A 16,630-nucleotide genomic window follows, 5' to 3' on the forward strand; every position below is an offset into this window, starting at 1 on the left:
GATCTTCGGTGGTGATGATCCGGACCAGCGTGCAATTTGTTGTTGCGGGATGCGTGCCGGGGCATTTCTACTGATGGTCAGTCGTCGGTGCGCGAACACGAAGAAAGGAGACCTTGTGGAAGGTCCTGAAATCAAGTTCGCCGAAACCGTTATTGATAACGGAAAGTTCGGTACCCGCACGGTTCGATTCGAAACCGGCCGTCTCGCCCAGCAGTCGCAGGGTTCGGCAGTTGCCTACCTCGATGAAGACATCATGCTCCTCAGCGCGACCAGCGTCTCGAAGCAGCCAAAGGATCACTTTGACTTCTTCCCACTGACCGTAGACGTAGAAGAGCGTTCGTACGCCAAGGGCGCGATCCCTGGCTCGTTCTTCCGCCGCGAAGGCCGTCCGTCGACCGAGGCAATCCTTGCCTGCCGTCTGATCGACCGCCCGATGCGCCCGTCGTTCGCTGACGGTCTGCGTAACGAAGTTCAGATCGTGGTTACCGTGCTCTCGATTGCACCGGACGAGACCTACGACGTGCTCGCAGTCAACGCGGCTTCGATGTCGTCGCAGATCTCGGGCGTGCCGTTCTCGGGCCCAATCGGTGCGGTACGCATCGTGCTCATCGACGGCCAGTGGGTCGCATTCCCGCGCCACTCGCAGCTCGCTGACGCTACCTTCGAACTCACCGTTGCTGGCCGCCTGGTCACCAACGCCGAGGGTAACGAAGACGTCGCCATCATGATGGTTGAAGCACAGGCTCCTGACAACGCTTGGGAGAACATCAACAACGGTGGCGTTAAGCCGGACGAAGCTGTCGTGGCCCAGGGCCTCGAAGCTTCGAAGCCGTTCATCACGCAGCTCATCAATGCACAGCAGCAGGTTGCTGATCAGGTCAACAAGGAAGTTCAGGACTACCCGACCTTCCCTGCCTACTCTGACGAGGTACGTGCCCTCGTGGCCGAACTCGCCGAGAAGGAACTGGTTGACGTCTACCAGATCGCCGACAAGGTCGAGCGCCAGAACGCTGATGACGCACTCAAGGAGCGCGTCAAGGAAGCCATCGCCGCCAAGGTCGAAGCCGGTGAACTCGACGAACACGCCACCGGTGAAGTTTCGGGTGCCTACAAGTCGGTCACCAAGGACGTCGTACGCGGTCGCATCCTGCGCGAAGGTCTGCGCATCGACGGCCGTGGCGTTGCCGACATCCGTCAGCTTGACGCTGAGGTCGAGGTCATTCCGCGCATGCACGGTTCGGCCATCTTCCAGCGTGGTGAGACGCAGATTCTGGGCGTAACCACCCTGAACATGCTCAAGATGGAGCAGCAGATCGACTCGCTGAGCCCGGTTACCACCAAGCGCTACATGCACCACTACAACTTCCCGCCATACTCGACCGGTGAAACCGGCCGCGTTGGTTCGCCGAAGCGTCGCGAAATCGGTCACGGAAACCTTGCCGAGAAGGCACTCGTCGCCGTACTGCCAACGCGTGAAGAGTTCCCCTACGCGATCCGCCAGGTTTCGGAAGCACTGGGCTCGAATGGTTCGACTTCGATGGGCTCGGTCTGTGCATCGACGCTGTCGCTGCTCAACGCCGGTGTTCCGCTGCGAGCACCGGTTGCCGGTATCGCCATGGGTCTGGTCTCGGCTGAAGTTGACGGCGAAATGAAGTACCAGGCGCTCACCGACATCCTCGGTGCTGAAGACGCCCTCGGCGACATGGACTTCAAGGTTGCCGGTACCGCGGACTTCATCACCGCACTCCAGCTCGACACCAAGCTTGACGGTATTCCCTCGGAGGTGCTCGACGCCGCACTCAAGCAGGCGCACGACGCTCGCACGAAGATCCTCAACGAGGCCATCATCGCCGTCATCCCTGAACCAGACGAAATGGCTGCAACTGCGCCACGCGTCATCTCGGTCAAGGTACCAGTCGACAAGATCGGTGAGGTCATCGGCCCTAAGGGCAAGGTCATCAACCAGATTCAGGAAGACACCGGCGCCGACATCTCGATTGAGGACGACGGCACCGTCTACATCGGCGCGACCGATGGTCCATCGGCTGAAGCAGCTCGTGACGCGGTTAACGCAATTGCGAACCCACAGGTTCCAGAAGTTGGCGAACAGTACCTCGGTACCGTCGTGAAGTGCGCCAGCTTCGGTGCGTTCATCTCGCTGCTGCCCGGTAAGGACGGCCTGCTGCACATCTCTGAGGTGCGCAAGCTCGTCGGCGGCAAGCGCGTCGAAAACGTCGAGGACGTGCTTTCGGTCGGTCAGAAGCTGCTGGTTCGCATCACCAAGGTTGACGACCGCGGCAAGCTTTCGCTCGAGCCAGTGCTCGCCGAGGGTGAAGGCGATTCGGAAGCTGCCGACGCACCAGCCGCAGACGACGCTGAGTAATACCGACACTGGTTACGTGAGCGGAATACCACCGATCACCTAGCCACCGTCTCGGTATGAACTTGTCGATCGCGTAATCGCGATATCGAATAACCGGGGCAATGCCAACTCGTAAGAGTTGCGTATTGCCCCGGTTTTCGCATCCTGCTGACGGACAGCCACGACCGATGACGGGATCCAACGGGAGGGGGCAGCAAACGAATCATGCGTGCACCACCGTGCCCGGTGCATCCACCGAGGGATATTGGATGCGACTGATGCAGTGTTGTGGCCGAGCCGGACGCTCGGTGCGGGTAGGGTAGGGGCGCTATGACAAACGCCATTCCGCTCCCATTCGACCTCCCGCATCTTGACGCCACCGTTGCGGGTGGCTCGCGACTGCAGCGAACGGTGCTTCCGAGTGGTGTGCGTCTGATCACCGAACACGTGCCCGGGTCGGCATCGGCCTCAATCGGGTTTTACGTGCCGCTCGGATCGCGCGATGAAGCCGATCGTGAGTACGGCTCGAGCCACTTTCTTGAGCACCTGCTGTTCAAGGGCACGCCTACGCGCGACGCTCGTCGTGTCGCGCTGGAATTTGAACGTGTCGGCGGCGACTTCAATGCGGCTACTTCGCGCGAGCAAACGGTCTATCACGCGCGTGTTCGTGACCAGGATCTCGGTATGGCGATCGATGTGCTCACCGACATGTTGACGAGCTCACTGCTCGACACCGACGAGTTTGAACTCGAACGCGGCGTGATTCTTGAAGAAATCGCCATGACCGAAGACGACCCCACCGACGTGCTGTGGGAGCGGTTCTACCAAAACTTCTTCGGCGACCACCCGCTCGGTCGACCCATCGCTGGCACCCCGGAATCCATCCTCGCCAGCACCCGCGACGAGGTCTGGGACTTCTACCAGCGCAACTACACGCCACGCTCACTGGTTGTCGCCATCGCCGGCAACGTCGACCACGACACTGCCCTGCGTCAACTCTGTGACGGGCTCGTGCGCGGTGGCTGGAACCTCGACGCGCCAGGTGAACCGATCGCGCGACGCTACCGCGACGCGTTCGTACCAACTCGTCGATCGCTATTTGAAGCGATCGACCGTGAACTCGAGCAAACGAACCTGATTATCGCCGCCCCGGGTCTGCAATCCGGTGACCCGCGACGTCACACGTTCGGTCTCATGCACCACATTCTCGGTGGCGGCATGTCGTCGCGACTTTTCCACGAGGTTCGCGAACGTCGAGGACTTGTTTATTCGGTCTATTCGTTCGCAGCCAGCCACGCTGACACCGGTGTCACCGGCATCTCTGCCGCTTGTATGCCGGACAAGGCTGCCGAGGCAGTGCGTGTGATTCGTGCGGAGCTCGAAAAGCTTGCAACCGACGGCGTTGGCGAAGAAGAACTCGCCGATGCCAAGGGCGCCGGAGCCGGCGGCGGCGCACTCGCACTCGAGTCGATGCACGCCCGCATGAACCGCCTTGCCCGTGCCGAACTCGTGCTCGGCGAATTCGCCGACCTCGACGTGGGCGTCGCACGCATGGCCGAAGTCACCAATGAGGACATCCGTGCCCTGGCACAAACTTTGACCGATCAGTCGTTTACCAGCGAAACGATCGGGCCGCTCACCGAGGCGGCGCGGCACGAGCTTGAGGCACTGGCATGAGCCACTTCATTTACCTGGTACGCCATGGCGAGCAGCAGAACGCCGAGTTTGGCATTAATGATGGGCCGCTTTCGGAGCGCGGTCGTGCGCAGGCGCACGCCATTGGGCGTCGATTGGCTCGGGTCCCATTTGACCAGGCATTCACTTCACCGCTCGATCGGGCGCTCGAAACGGCGTTGATCATCGATCAGTACACGCAGGGTCCGGCAATCGAACCGAGCAACCTACTCTTCGACTGCATCCCGTCGCCCGCAGAAACGGCGCCAGAAGCGTACGCCAGCTTCTACTCGGGTGTCGACGACTCTGTCGTTGAAGCCGGCCAAGCACAGATGCAGGATGCGGTTGGCGCGTTCATGACGCACACTCGCGAAGACCAGCACACACTGCTGGTGACGCACAACTTCGTGATCGGCTACCTGGTCGCGCACGCGCTCGAGCTTCCCGAGTGGCGTTGGCTCACGCTGGGAACCGGGAATACGGCGCTGACCGTGCTGCGCCTGCGCTCGACGCGCCCCAATGAACTCACCCTGTTTGGTGACTGCTCGCATCTGGCCGACGCGGATCGCACTGGCATGAGCTGGTCGCCGCCGGTGTAACGGATGCGGCCGGCATTAGTGTTGTCGTCTGTTGCGACCACGCCACCCGGTTTCTGCCCAGACTTGCTTATCGCTTCGTACGAAGGAGACACACAATGACCATCGCCGTCGCTGTGGCCGGCGCCACCGGACGCCTGGGCAGTCAGATCGCTCGGCTCGTTGAGGCCGCCGAAGACTTGCACCTGCACGCCGCCATGGATTCATCCACGCCGCTCGAATCGATGCAGGGCGCGGACGTCCTTGTTGACGCCACCCATTACGAGGCCTCAAAAACGCTCGTTCGCTATGCGCTGGAAAACGGCATCGACACGGTAATCGCCACCAGCGGTTGGCATGCCGACCGCATCGCCTCGCTCAGCAACGACCTGCCTGAGGGCCGCAGCGTGCTGGTGGTGCCGAACTTCTCGGTCGGCTCCGTGGTCGCGAGCCATATTGCCAGCATTGCCGGGCAGCACTTTGACTCGATCGAGATCATCGAAGCGCACCACGAACACAAGGTCGACTCACCTTCCGGTACGGCCGTGCGCACGGCCGAGGGGATCGCATCCGCCCGAAACACACCGGTGGCGGCGAACAACGTCGACCAGGATGCGCGCGGTCAGGTCGTTGCCGGCATTCCGATTCACTCGCTGCGACTTCGCGGCGTGGTTGCCGACCAGCAAGTGATTCTCGGCGGTGTGGGGGAGACCGTGACCATCCGCCATGAGACCCTCTCGCCGTCGGCCTACGATCTCGGCATCGGCTTGGCTATTCGCCGAGTGAGCGCACGTCCGGGCATTACCGTGGGGCTCGGCGAATTGCTGGGACTTTGGACAGTGTCGGGCACAGCGGCTGGCGGCACCACCAAGGAGTCGGTATGACGAAGGTGAATGGCGCGAAGATCAGTATCTTGGTGTTGCTCGTGCTGATGGCGATCTATCTCGTCGCCATCGGCCAGATAGTGTGGGCGCTGCTCACTGCGGGAGACGAATTGTGGTTTGCGCCGATCATGGGTGTCGCCCTGGTGGTATTCCCACTGCTCGGTGTGATCTATGTCATCAAGGATCTGCGCTTTGTGGCCGACAGCAACCGCCTTGTCGCGCAGCTTGCCGAAGCCGGTGAACTGCCGGAAGACACGCTGCCGAAGTTGCCGTCGGGGCGCAGCGAACGCGCCGCCGCCGATGCCGACTTCGAACAGTGGAAGGCACGGGTCGAAGCCGAACCAAACGATTGGCGAAACTGGGTACTGCTTGCCCTTGCGTACCGTGAATCCGGTGACACCGTGCGGGCGCGTCGCACGATGCGGCAGGCAATCGCAATGGAACGCACGCGCAACTAGATGGCGTTGGGTGCCGCAGCATGGATGCGGTTCCGTGGCATGTGCAGACATGCCGCGGCCGCGAGTCTGGTGCAGCGAGCGAATTGACGTAGGCTGTTCCCCGTGACTGACGAAATCGAATTCCGCAGCGATGTAACCGTTGAACTCGTTCGAGCTCAGGCCTCCGACAACGATGTCCTGTTCGCTGCCCGCGTCTCAACCGTGGGCGAGCAGACCCTCGCCGAAGCCGGAACCGACGAAGAACTCGCCGCCCGAGACCGTGGTCTGATCAACTACTTGATGCGTGACCGCCACGGAACTCCGTTCGAACACAACTCGCTCACGTTCTATGTACAGGCGCCAATTTTCGTGTTCCGCGAGTTCCAGCGTCACCGCATCGCGAGCTACAACGAAGAATCTGGCCGCTACCGCCAGCTCCGACCGGTGTTCTATGTGCCGGCACCGGAACGTAACCTCATCCAGCGCGGTAAGCCGGGCAAGTATGAGTTCTTCCCGGGCAACGAATCACAGACGAACCTAGTGGCGACCCAGATTCGCGAACAGTCGGCTGCCGCCTACCGCAGCTACGAGCAGATGCTCGACGCTGGCATTGCGCGTGAAGTTGCTCGCATGGTGCTGCCGCTGAACATCTACTCGTCGATGTACGTCACGATGAATGCCCGTGCGCTGATGAACTTCCTGTCACTGCGCACCAAAGACGAGACTTCTGCGTTCCCATCATTCCCGCAGCGCGAAATTGAGATGTGCGCCGAGAAGATGGAAGCATTCTGGCGTGAGTGCATGCCGGTAACTGCCGAAACTTTCCAGGCAAACGGTCGCGTTGCCCCCTAGCGCGCTACCGCTCGGCGCGCCGCTGCCCGCATCCGGCGCGCTGCCTGCTTCGGTGGCAGACGGCATCCACCAGCGTCAATTTGGTGCATATGTGCACATTCCGTTCTGCCGCGTGCGATGCGGCTACTGCGATTTCAATACCTACACGGCGACCGAACTCGCTGGCGCTAGCCCGCGCGAGTATCCAGCAAGTCTTGGCGCTGAGATTGCCCTTGCTCGCACGGTGCTCGACGAGCTCGGTCATGACGCCCCGCTGAGTACGGTGTTCTTCGGCGGTGGCACCCCGACACTGCTACCTGCAGAATCGCTGATCGAGGTGTTGCAGCAGCTGCGGTCGACCTTCGGCATCGTTGACGGCGCTGAAGTGAGCGTCGAAGCAAACCCTGATTCGGTGGATGCTGACTACCTGAGTCGGCTCGCCGCCGGAGGCGTAACGCGCGTTAGTTTCGGCGTGCAATCTGCGGTGCCGCACGTATTGGACACGCTTGATCGAACGCATGATCCGGAGCGCGTGGCGCCCGTGGTTGCGGCAGCGAAAGCGGCGGGACTGTCGACTTCGGTTGATCTCATCTACGGAACGCCGGGGGAGTCGCTTGCCGATTGGCAGGCATCCCTCGACCTTGCTTGCAGCCTCGAACCGGACCACATTTCGGCGTATGCGCTCATTATCGAAGACGGTACGGCGATCGCGCGCCAGATTCGCCGCGGCGAAATTGCCCCGGTCGACGATGACCTGCAAGCCGATATGTACGAGTTGGCGGATGCGACACTCACGCAAGCGGGGTACGAATGGTACGAGTTGTCGAACTGGTCGCGCGATGGTGCGCATCCTTCCCGTCACAATCTTGCCTATTGGCAGGACACCGATTGGTGGGGCTTCGGTCCCGGCGCGCACAGCCACATCAATGGCGTTCGCTTCTGGAACGTCAAGCATCCCACCGCCTATGCCACTCGACTTACGAAAGGCGAGTCTCCAGCAGCGGGACACGAACTGCTTGACGCCACACAGCGGGCGGATGAACGCATCCTGCTGCAGACCCGATTGCGCAGCGGAATTGCCGTTTCTGAATTGCGTGCGCTTGGTGGTGCCAATGTGCAGGCAGAAATCGCAGCGTGCATCGCCGACGGGCTCGTTGATGGCGCCTTGGCGCTGCAAGGGCGAATCGTATTGACGCTGCGCGGTCGCCTCCTTGCCGACATCGTGGCGCGTCGGCTGTGCCCATAGCGAAACTGGCCAAGCGATCGTGCGGCAACCCGTGCTGTGACGCAGGGGGTCGTTGCCGAACGGAATTTAGCAGTCAATAATGGAGAGTGCTAATGCGTTCGGTCGGCATTGTTGTTCGCCCGGCGCTGTCGTTAATTTTCTGCGCAGTGAGAGGAGCCGAACATGGTCAGCGACCGTGGTCTTGAAGTGCTCCGCGCCCTAATTCTCGACTACGTCGAAACGAGCGAACCGGTCGGATCAAAGCGACTGGTCGAACGACACCAATTTGGTGTCTCGGCTGCCACGATTCGCAATGACATGGCGCTGCTCGAAGAAGCTGAACTCATTCATGCCCCGCACACCTCGGCCGGTCGGGTTCCCACCGACAAGGGATATCGACTGTTTGTCGACAAGCTCGCCGACATTCGGCCGCTCACCACGGCTCAGCGTCGCGCTATCGAGACGTTTGTATCTGGTAACACCGACCCAGAACAGCTCTTGTTTCGGTCGGTGCGTACGCTCGCGCAGCTCACCGGCAGCGTCGCGATCGGACACTTGCCATCGCTGCATGCAGCGACCGTGCACCGCCTTGAACTCGTTTCGCTTACGGCACATCGGGTACTCGCTGTTGTCGTCACCGACACCGGTCGTGTGCAGCAGCAGGTGCTGGATTTGCAGCATGAGCTCTCCGAACCGGTGCTCCTGCGTCTGCGCGATGTGTTGAACGAGCAGATCGTGGGACAGCGACTCGAACAGGCCGTGCAAACGCTCGAACAGTTGTATGCGGATGCCCAGCTTGGGCAAGAAGCGCACGAAATCATTCAGGTGCTCATTGCCCAGGTGCTCTCGAACCGTGACGACCGCCTAGTGATCGCCGGCGCCGCCAACCTTGCCCGCCGCGAGCGCGACTTCTCATCCATCTATCCGGTGCTCGAAGCGATCGAAGAACAGGTGACGCTCATCCGGCTCATTGCCGAATTTGATGACGAGGACGAAGTCGCCATCTCCATCGGGCATGAGAACCCGGATGCTTCGCTCGAAGAAACGAGTATTGTCGCGTCAGGGTACCGCTCGGCGAGCGGCAACGCCCATGTCGGTGTGCTTGGCCCGACACGCATGGATTATCAACGCAATATCGCCGCAGTTCGTGCGGTAGCCCGCTATCTCGGGCGAGTTTTTGACGACCCAACCCCTTAAACACCTGGAGAATCAACCAGTGGCTGACCACTACGAAACACTCGGGGTATCCCGTGACGCAACTCAGGCCGAAATCAAGAAGGCCTACCTGAAGCTTGCCCGAAAGCTGCACCCGGACGTCAACCCGGAGCCTGAGGCCGCCGAGCAGTTCAAGGCGGTAACCGAAGCGTATGACACGCTGTCGGACCCGCAGCGTCGTCAGCAATATGACCACGGTGGTGCTGGCGGCATGGGCGGTGGCGGTTTCGGCTTTGGCGATATCTTCGACGCGTTCTTTGGCGGGGGAGCCGGCAGCCGCGGGCCGCGCTCGCGCGCGCAGCGCGGCCAGGACGCCCTCATCCGTCTTGATCTGACGCTCGACGAGGTCATTTTCGGTACGCACAAGGACGTAGAAGTCGGCACCGCTGAGCGCTGCGAGGTTTGTGACGGCACCTGCTGTGCACCGGGCACTTCGCCGCGCATGTGCACGGACTGCAACGGTGCCGGTGAAGTTCGACGCCAGGTGCGTTCGGTGCTTGGCCCGGTTGTCACCACGGCGCCCTGTGAGGTGTGCCAGGGCTACGGTGACGTCATTGACCAGCCCTGTGGCGACTGCCACGGGCAGGGACGCGTTCGTGCGCGCACAACCATTCCGGTTGACATTCCGGCCGGGGTTGACTCGGGAATGCGCTTGCACATGCCTGGTTACGGTGAGGCCGGTCCCGGCGGTGGCCCGAATGGCGATCTCTACCTCGAAATCCGCGTTCGCGAGCACGAAACGTTTACCCGCGAGGGTGACAACCTCGCCGCGCTGGTAGAAATTTCGATGATGGATGCGGTCTTCGGTACCTCGACCACGATTCCGGGTCTTGATGGTGAGATCGCGCTCGACATCCCGGCGGGCACGCAGCCGGGTGACCTGCTGCGCATCCCGGACCGCGGTATTACGCATCTGCGCAGCAACAAGCGTGGTGACCTCGAAGTCACGCTGCAGGTACGCATCCCGACAAAGCTGGATGCGCGTCAAAAGGATCTGCTGCGTGAGTTCCAGACACTCGACGGTGCGCAGGACCCGAAGCTGTCGACGCAGAAGCACGGGCTGTTTAGCCGCCTGCGCGGAAAGTTTGGCCGCTAAGTGGCACACGCATACCTTGACGATCAGTTGCCTACGCTTGCGGCTGGGCAAACTCACCGTGTTTCGGGAAATGAAGCCGAGCATGCGGTGAAGGTCGCCCGCCTGCAGGTGGGCGAACAGATCACCCTGCTTAACGGTGCTGGATATTCGGTGCCCTGCGAGGTCACCGACACGGACAAGCGCAGTTTCACGGTTCGGGCAAGGGACGTCGGGGAGTCAATTGCGCCACCGGCGCTGCAGCTGACGTTGGTCCAAGCCCTGGCGAAGGGCGGACGCGATGAACAGGCTGTACAGGCCGCAGTAGAACTCGGCGTTGACGGGATCATTCCGTGGCAAGCCAAACGGTCGATCGTGAAATGGGTACCGGCCAAGGCCGCCAAGCAGCAGGAGCGGTGGCAGACGATTGCTCGGGAAGCCACGAAGCAATCGATTCGTCGTTGGCAGCCTCCGGTTGCTGCGTTGCATTCCACCAACGAAGTGGCGGCGTTGGCTGCCGATATGCGCGTGCTGGTGCTCGACCCAACGGCGACGGAATCGCTCGCGACGGTCTCGCTGCCCGCATCCGGCCACGTGGCACTGGTGGTTGGCCCCGAAGGCGGTATTGCCTCGGAAGAACTCGACGCGTTGGCATCGGCCGGTGCCATCCGCGTGCGTTTGGGTAACAGCATCATGCGCACCTCGACGGCGGGACCGGCAGCTATCGCGACCCTACTGACTCGCCAGGATTCCTGGGACACGGATCGCTAGACTCAACAACATGTCGGACAGCATCTTTACGCGCATCATTAACCGTGAAATTCCGAGCGAGATCGTCTACGAAGACGACTCGGTTATCGCCATCCGCGATATTCAGCCGCAAGCACCCGTGCACCTGCTGGTCATTCCGAAGTGCCCCGACTACCGGGACGTCGTTGACCTGGCAACGGGCGACGCCGAACTCATGGCACACATGGTCGCCGTTGCGGGGCAGCTCGCGAACGAGCACGCTAACGGCGACTTCCGATTGATTTTCAACTCTGGCGAGGACGCCGGACAAACGGTTTTCCACGTACACGCACACGTGTTGGCCGGAGGACTCGAAGAAGGAACCCTTGCCGGAAACTGATCCCACGCTGTATCCAGATGCGTTGATTCACCGCACCATCACGGTCGACCAGGTACCGATGGTGCAATTGCTCGGACCGGGCGACCAATTGCTCGAACAACTCGAAATTGAGCATCCGGACGTGCGTGTGCTGGCCCGTGGCAATGAATTGCGGCTGCAGGGCGCGGCAACGGCCGTCGTCGCGGCTGAGCAACTCGTAGATCACCTGATTGAGTTGGCGAAGTCCGGCACACCGATCACGGCCAATGTCGTTCGACGCTCGCAACAATTGCTGCAGCGCAGTGACGCACCGGCACCGACGCAAGTGTTTGGCGAAGCCATCGTTAACGCCAAGGGGCGTGCGGTTCGGCCAAAAACGCTCGGTCAGAAGCGGTATGTGGATGCGATCGACGTGAATACGGTCACGTTCGGTATCGGTCCGGCCGGTACCGGTAAGACCTATTTGGCGATGTCGAAAGCGGTTCAGGCGCTGCAGCGCGAGGAGATTTCGCGCATCGTACTGACACGACCTGCGGTGGAGGCGGGCGAGCGTCTTGGTTTTTTGCCCGGCACGCTCAGCGACAAGATCGACCCGTATCTTCGGCCACTGTTTGACGCGCTCGGCGACATGCTGGACCCGGACTACGTGGTGAAGCTCGTGAACACGAACGTGGTTGAAGTTGCTCCGCTGGCGTACATGCGCGGTCGCACGCTCAATGATGCCTTTGTGATTCTCGACGAAGCCCAGAACACGACGCCAGAACAGATGAAGATGTTCCTCACCCGCCTCGGGTTTGGATCGAAACTCGTGGTCACCGGTGACGTCACCCAGGTCGACCTGCCAGGAGGCGCATCGGGGTTGCGCCACGCCATGCGCGTGCTGCAAGACATTCCGGACATCCACTTTGCGATGTTGGGGAGTGATGACGTCGTGCGACACCACCTGGTGAGCAAGATCGTGGACGCCTACGATGCGCACCAAACCGACGACCGCAACGAGAAACCGCACGCCGCATCCCGCCAGCGCCGAAACTAATTGTCGACCGAACGAAAGTCACGAACCTTGAGCATTGAAATCAATAACGAATCTGGCGAAGCCGTCGACGAAGCCGCGGTGCTTCGCTTGGCAACGTTCGTGCTCGACGCGCTATTTATTCACCCCGATGCTGATTTGAGCATCGTCTTTGCCGATGTGTCGGCAATGGAAGAACTGCACGTGCAGTGGATGGACGAGCCTGGACCAACCGATGTGCTGAGCTTTCCCATGGACGAGCTTCGCCCCGGAACCATCGAGCGGCAGACCCCGCCGGGGCTGCTCGGCGATATCGTAGTGTGCCCGGCCGTTGCCGCCACGCAAGCAGTTACTGCGGGGCACTCCACACTCGCGGAAATGCAGTTGCTGATCACGCACGGCATGCTGCACTTGCTCGGTTTCGACCACGCAGAACCCGAAGAACACCGTCAGATGTTCGGATTGCAAGACGACCTGCTCGCTCGATTTGCCGCGTGGGAACGCGAACACGGGAACGTCTAGGTGGATCCGTTATTTGCCATTCCGCTCATCGTCGCGCTGCTGGTGCTCGCGGCGCTCTGCGCAGCAGCCGAATCAGCGATTGCCGCATGCTCACGTAGTGAGATTCAAGAGACCGCCGAAGACGCGAATCGAGCCACGGTCCCGCTGAGCCGCATTGCTGCCAACCCGCGAGGCCACCAAGATGCCCTGGCGCTTGCCCAGATCGGCGCAATGTCGGTTATCGGCGCGTGTCTGGCACTGCTGCTGCATCAGTGGTGGGATGCACCGTGGCCGGCCCTGCTCGTGGCCGGCTTGACGCTGCTGGTGTTGCACATTCTGGTTGTGGGTTCGTTTCCACGCTCGATTGCGGCCAATCGACCGCGCCCCGCACTTCGTGTGCTTGCGCGGTTGATTCGTGGCGTGTACCGGGCACTCGGCTGGATTAGTGAGCTGCTGGCCGCCGTAGGGGATGCGTTCCTGCCCGCAGGTCGAGTGGGCGTTTCCGCGCCCGCGAGCGAAGAGCAGCTGCTCTCCATGGTTGATGAAGCTGCCGAAAACGATGTGCTGGCTGAAGAAGACCGCGACCTCATCCACTCGGTGTTCGGATTCTCGGATCGATTCGTTCGCGAAGTCATGATTCCGCGCACGGACATGCGCACCGTGGACTCGGGCATGGGCGCACATGCTGCGCTGCAAGAACTTCTCGAACAGGGAATCTCACGCGCGCCGATCATTGGGCGCGATAGCGATGACGTTCGCGGGGTCGCCTATTTGAAGGATCTCGCAAAGGCTGTTGCGCTGGGAGCCGCGTCTTCGTTGACGGTTGACGGTGTGGCACGACCTGCGGTGTTCGTGCCCGAGACGCTCGCAGCAGATGCCTTGCTGCGTCAGATGCAACGAGACTCGACCCACTTCGCCATGGTGGTGGATGAATACGGTGGCGTCGCTGGGCTGGTCACGCTCGAAGATCTGATCGAAGAGTTGGTGGGCGAGATCAGCGACGAACACGATCGCATCGACAGCGCGTGGGAGCTGCTCGAGGACGGCACCCTACGGGTGGCCGCGCGCATGGGCGTGTCGGAGCTCGAAGACTTGCTCGATAGCGAGTTCGAGCATGAAGACGTGGATTCCGTCGGCGGTTTGTTGACGATGCTGTTGGGGCGAATCCCGGTTCTTGGTGATCGTGCCAGCATCGGTGACTATGCACTCCTGGTCGATCGAGTCGGTCGGAAGCATCGCGTGACCCATATTCGACTCAGCCGCACGGACGGTCAGGCCATCAGCGTGAATGATGATGTTGGCCTCGACCAGCACAGCGATGAGGGTGCTCGCGAGTAACATTCGGTACTGCACCGCCGATCTTGCGCCTCGGATGATCGTGCGAAGGCACTAGGGTGGTGGAAGATCAAAGGAGCAGCATTGACTGATTTTCGAGCCGGATTTGTCACGTTCGTCGGCCGTCCAAACGTGGGCAAGTCAACCCTGACGAACGCACTGGTCGGTGAGAAAATCGCCATCACCTCGTCAAAGCCGCAAACCACTCGCCGCGCCATTCGCGGTGTCGTGCACCGCGAACACGGCCAGCTTGTGATCGTGGACACTCCGGGTGTACACCGACCACGCACACTGTTGGGGCAGCGGCTCAACGATCTGGTTGAGACAACGCTTGCCGAAGTCGACGTGATCGGGTTCTGCGTGCCCGCTGGCGACGATATCGGCCCCGGCGACCGCTTCATCAACGATTGGATTGAACGCGCGCCAAAGGCCAAGAAGATCGCCATCGTGACCAAGTGCGAGACCGTACCCAAGCCGCGCGTTGCCGAACAGTTGATCGCGCTTCAAGAACTTCGCGACTGGGATGCGCTCATTCCAGTGTCATCGGTAGAGTCGATCAACCTCGAGCCGCTGATCGACGAGATTCTGCAGCTCATGCCGGAATCCGAGGCACTGTATCCGCAGGACATGGTGACCGAAGAACGCTACGCACAGCGCGTCAGCGAGTTGATTCGCGAAGCCGCGCTTGAGGGGGTTCACGACGAGTTGCCGCACTCCATCGCAGTCGTGATTGACGACATCATCGATGGCGAAGAAGGCAAAGACATCTACGCCGATATTGTCGTCGAGCGTGACAGCCAAAAGGGCATCATCATCGGCAAGGGCGCCAGCCGCCTCAAGAACGTGCGCCGCTTCGCCGCCCGCCAGATCTCGAACATTTCGGATGAACCGGTAACACTTCATCTGCACGTCAAGGTCGCCAAAGACTGGCAGCGTGACCCGAAGCAGCTCGGACGACTCGGCTTCTAATACCGCTACACATCCGCATGAGCACCACGACGTCGACCGCAACGGCAGGCCCGCCAACTTGGACTTCGCCGCTGTCGATCGACGTCGGAACTCCCGCAGAACGCGGCAACATTCCGGCGTGGATGCACGAATGGTTTAGTCACCAACCTCGCCACGTCCGAATCATTGATACCCTCGTCGCGCTTGCCGTCATGCTGTTTGTCGGATTCCCCTTCCAATTGCGACCTGACTGGAGCTACTTTCTCGACTGGCAGGCATTCTTCGTCTGGATTCCGTTCACCGGTGCCGTAGCTATGCGACGCATGTCACCGTGGCTGGCACTCGTACTTGCCGGCATCGGGCTGCTCATCAAGTGGATGCTCGGCTTACCCCTGCACGGTATGGATATCGCCGTGCTCATCGTGCTCTACACCGGAAGCGCCAGAGGGCCGCGGCTCCTGTTCATGCTGTCGGGAGCATGCAGCATCATTTGGCCGGTGATTCAAGCGGTCTATGTGGCGTACTTCGAAATGCAGTTGCCATTCCTTGACCGCATCACCGGTCGTGCAAACCTTGGCCCAACCGAATTCTTGTTGCCGATGGGTATTGTCGGTATTCCGCTCTTGCTGGCCAGCATTATCGCTTGGGTTGCCGGCGGGATTTTGCGTGTGCAATTGAGTTCGAGTCGAATTCAGCACGCGGCCGAACTCGCGGAACTCGAATACCGGCAGACCCAAGAAGAGCTCGTTCGCGAACAGGAACGAACCTATATCGCGCGCGACATGCACGACATCGTGGCCCACTCGTTGGCCGTTGTCGTGGCGCAGGCCGATGGTGGTCGCTATTTGATGAAGTCTTCGCCAGAAGCAGTCGGCCCGGTGCTGAACACCATCTCCGAAACGGCGCGCGACGCCTTGGTGGATGTTCGTGGCCTACTCGGGCGATTGCGGCACACTCAATCGGATGCAGTTAAGAAGACGACCGAAGACCTTCCGGCAGTCTTCGATCGCGTTCGTCAAGCCGGCATGAATCTCCAAACCAAGATCAGCGGTACACCGAAGCCGCTCGGTACCGCTGGTGAAGTCGCAGTGTTCCGTCTGGTTCAGGAATGCCTCACGAACGCGCTTAAGTACGGCAGTCTGCAGCATCCGACCACCGTAGACATGAACTGGGGCGATCACCTCAGCATCGAAATCCGCAACCGGATGGATCGCGCACCCTCGGCGCCCGGCGTTACCGGCTCTGGACACGGTCTGATTGGTATGCGCGAACGCATCCTGGTGGTTGGCGGCGAAGTTCGCTATGAACAGCAGGATTGCGAATGGGTCGTATCGGCCACGGTGCCGTACCAACAGGGGAGCGCGGCGAGCGCGACTCCGGGACTGCCGCATCCCGACAACGTCGACGCGTAACCAACGTGTAAGCAGCGATTCGCGAGCGGTTTTTGGCGC

Annotated in this window: 16 protein-coding genes; all 16 read left to right on the forward strand. The window is 61.0% G+C overall.

Annotation, left to right across the window (positions count from 1 at the left end; genetic code table 11):
• Positions 1-115: 115 nt before the first annotated feature.
• On the forward strand, positions 116-2,383 hold the full coding sequence (locus ZBI01S_RS00425) for a polyribonucleotide nucleotidyltransferase (RefSeq protein WP_066054766.1): 2,268 nt from the start codon (positions 116-118) through the stop codon (positions 2,381-2,383).
• Positions 2,384-2,692: 309 nt separating this feature from the next.
• Complete coding sequence (locus ZBI01S_RS00430) at positions 2,693-4,039, forward strand: M16 family metallopeptidase (RefSeq protein ID WP_066054769.1); 1,347 nt, start codon at positions 2,693-2,695, stop codon at positions 4,037-4,039.
• Positions 4,036-4,635: a histidine phosphatase family protein gene (locus ZBI01S_RS00435; RefSeq protein WP_066054772.1), complete on the forward strand. Its 600-nt coding sequence runs from the start codon at positions 4,036-4,038 to the stop codon at positions 4,633-4,635. The genes ZBI01S_RS00430 and ZBI01S_RS00435 overlap by 4 nt, the downstream gene beginning before the upstream one ends.
• A gap of 95 nt (positions 4,636-4,730) precedes the next feature.
• Positions 4,731-5,495, forward strand: coding sequence for a 4-hydroxy-tetrahydrodipicolinate reductase (gene dapB, locus ZBI01S_RS00440; protein ID WP_066054775.1), 765 nt, complete (start codon positions 4,731-4,733; stop codon positions 5,493-5,495).
• The gene (locus ZBI01S_RS00445) at positions 5,492-5,953 is read left to right on the forward strand and encodes a tetratricopeptide repeat protein (protein WP_066054778.1); all 462 of its coding nucleotides are present in this window, start codon (positions 5,492-5,494) and stop codon (positions 5,951-5,953) included. Before dapB ends, ZBI01S_RS00445 begins: the two co-directional genes overlap by 4 nt.
• Positions 5,954-6,055: 102 nt before the next feature.
• A complete protein-coding gene (gene thyX / locus ZBI01S_RS00450; protein WP_083524362.1) occupies positions 6,056-6,784 on the forward strand; it encodes an FAD-dependent thymidylate synthase in 729 nt (242 codons plus the stop codon).
• Complete coding sequence (hemW, locus tag ZBI01S_RS00455) at positions 6,774-8,009, forward strand: radical SAM family heme chaperone HemW (RefSeq protein ID WP_066054784.1); 1,236 nt, start codon at positions 6,774-6,776, stop codon at positions 8,007-8,009. The genes thyX and hemW overlap by 11 nt, the downstream gene beginning before the upstream one ends.
• A gap of 162 nt (positions 8,010-8,171) precedes the next feature.
• Positions 8,172-9,185 carry a heat-inducible transcriptional repressor HrcA gene (gene hrcA, locus ZBI01S_RS00460; RefSeq protein WP_066054787.1) on the forward strand — a complete coding sequence of 338 codons (1,014 nt, stop codon included), beginning with the start codon at positions 8,172-8,174 and terminating at the stop codon, positions 9,183-9,185.
• A 19-nt stretch (positions 9,186-9,204) separates the two neighbouring features.
• Positions 9,205-10,299, forward strand: coding sequence for a molecular chaperone DnaJ (gene dnaJ / locus ZBI01S_RS00465; RefSeq protein WP_066054790.1), 1,095 nt, complete (start codon positions 9,205-9,207; stop codon positions 10,297-10,299).
• Complete coding sequence (locus tag ZBI01S_RS00470) at positions 10,300-11,046, forward strand: 16S rRNA (uracil(1498)-N(3))-methyltransferase (RefSeq protein ID WP_066054793.1); 747 nt, start codon at positions 10,300-10,302, stop codon at positions 11,044-11,046.
• Positions 11,047-11,056: 10 nt separating this feature from the next.
• A complete protein-coding gene (locus ZBI01S_RS00475) occupies positions 11,057-11,404 on the forward strand; it encodes a histidine triad nucleotide-binding protein (RefSeq protein ID WP_066054796.1) in 348 nt (115 codons plus the stop codon).
• Positions 11,391-12,419: a PhoH family protein gene (locus ZBI01S_RS00480; RefSeq protein ID WP_370664356.1), complete on the forward strand. Its 1,029-nt coding sequence runs from the start codon at positions 11,391-11,393 to the stop codon at positions 12,417-12,419. The genes ZBI01S_RS00475 and ZBI01S_RS00480 overlap by 14 nt, the downstream gene beginning before the upstream one ends.
• Positions 12,420-12,446: 27 nt before the next feature.
• Complete coding sequence (ybeY, locus tag ZBI01S_RS00485) at positions 12,447-12,917, forward strand: rRNA maturation RNase YbeY (protein WP_066055575.1); 471 nt, start codon at positions 12,447-12,449, stop codon at positions 12,915-12,917.
• On the forward strand, positions 12,918-14,234 hold the full coding sequence (locus tag ZBI01S_RS00490; RefSeq protein ID WP_083524363.1) for a hemolysin family protein: 1,317 nt from the start codon (positions 12,918-12,920) through the stop codon (positions 14,232-14,234).
• A gap of 81 nt (positions 14,235-14,315) precedes the next feature.
• Positions 14,316-15,200, forward strand: a complete 885-nt coding sequence (gene era, locus ZBI01S_RS00495) for a GTPase Era (protein WP_066054799.1) — start codon at positions 14,316-14,318, stop codon at positions 15,198-15,200.
• A 17-nt stretch (positions 15,201-15,217) separates the two neighbouring features.
• Positions 15,218-16,591: a sensor histidine kinase gene (locus ZBI01S_RS00500; RefSeq protein WP_066054802.1), complete on the forward strand. Its 1,374-nt coding sequence runs from the start codon at positions 15,218-15,220 to the stop codon at positions 16,589-16,591.
• The last annotated feature ends 39 nt before the right edge of the window (positions 16,592-16,630 follow it).

This window comes from [Zimmermannella] bifida NBRC 103089, from assembly GCF_001570925.1.
GTDB classification, from domain to species: Bacteria; Actinomycetota; Actinomycetes; order Actinomycetales; family Microbacteriaceae; genus Gulosibacter; species Gulosibacter bifidus.

Coding starts and splice junctions, on each gene's coding strand:
- ZBI01S_RS00430 (WP_066054769.1), top strand. CDS start 2,693: ATGACAAACGCCATTCCGCTCCCATTCGACCTCCCGCATCTTGACGCC.
- ZBI01S_RS00435 (WP_066054772.1), top strand. CDS start 4,036: ATGAGCCACTTCATTTACCTGGTACGCCATGGCGAGCAGCAGAACGCC.
- dapB (WP_066054775.1), top strand. CDS start 4,731: ATGACCATCGCCGTCGCTGTGGCCGGCGCCACCGGACGCCTGGGCAGT.
- ZBI01S_RS00445 (WP_066054778.1), top strand. CDS start 5,492: ATGACGAAGGTGAATGGCGCGAAGATCAGTATCTTGGTGTTGCTCGTG.
- hrcA (WP_066054787.1), top strand. CDS start 8,172: ATGGTCAGCGACCGTGGTCTTGAAGTGCTCCGCGCCCTAATTCTCGAC.
- ZBI01S_RS00475 (WP_066054796.1), top strand. CDS start 11,057: ATGTCGGACAGCATCTTTACGCGCATCATTAACCGTGAAATTCCGAGC.
- ZBI01S_RS00500 (WP_066054802.1), top strand. CDS start 15,218: ATGAGCACCACGACGTCGACCGCAACGGCAGGCCCGCCAACTTGGACT.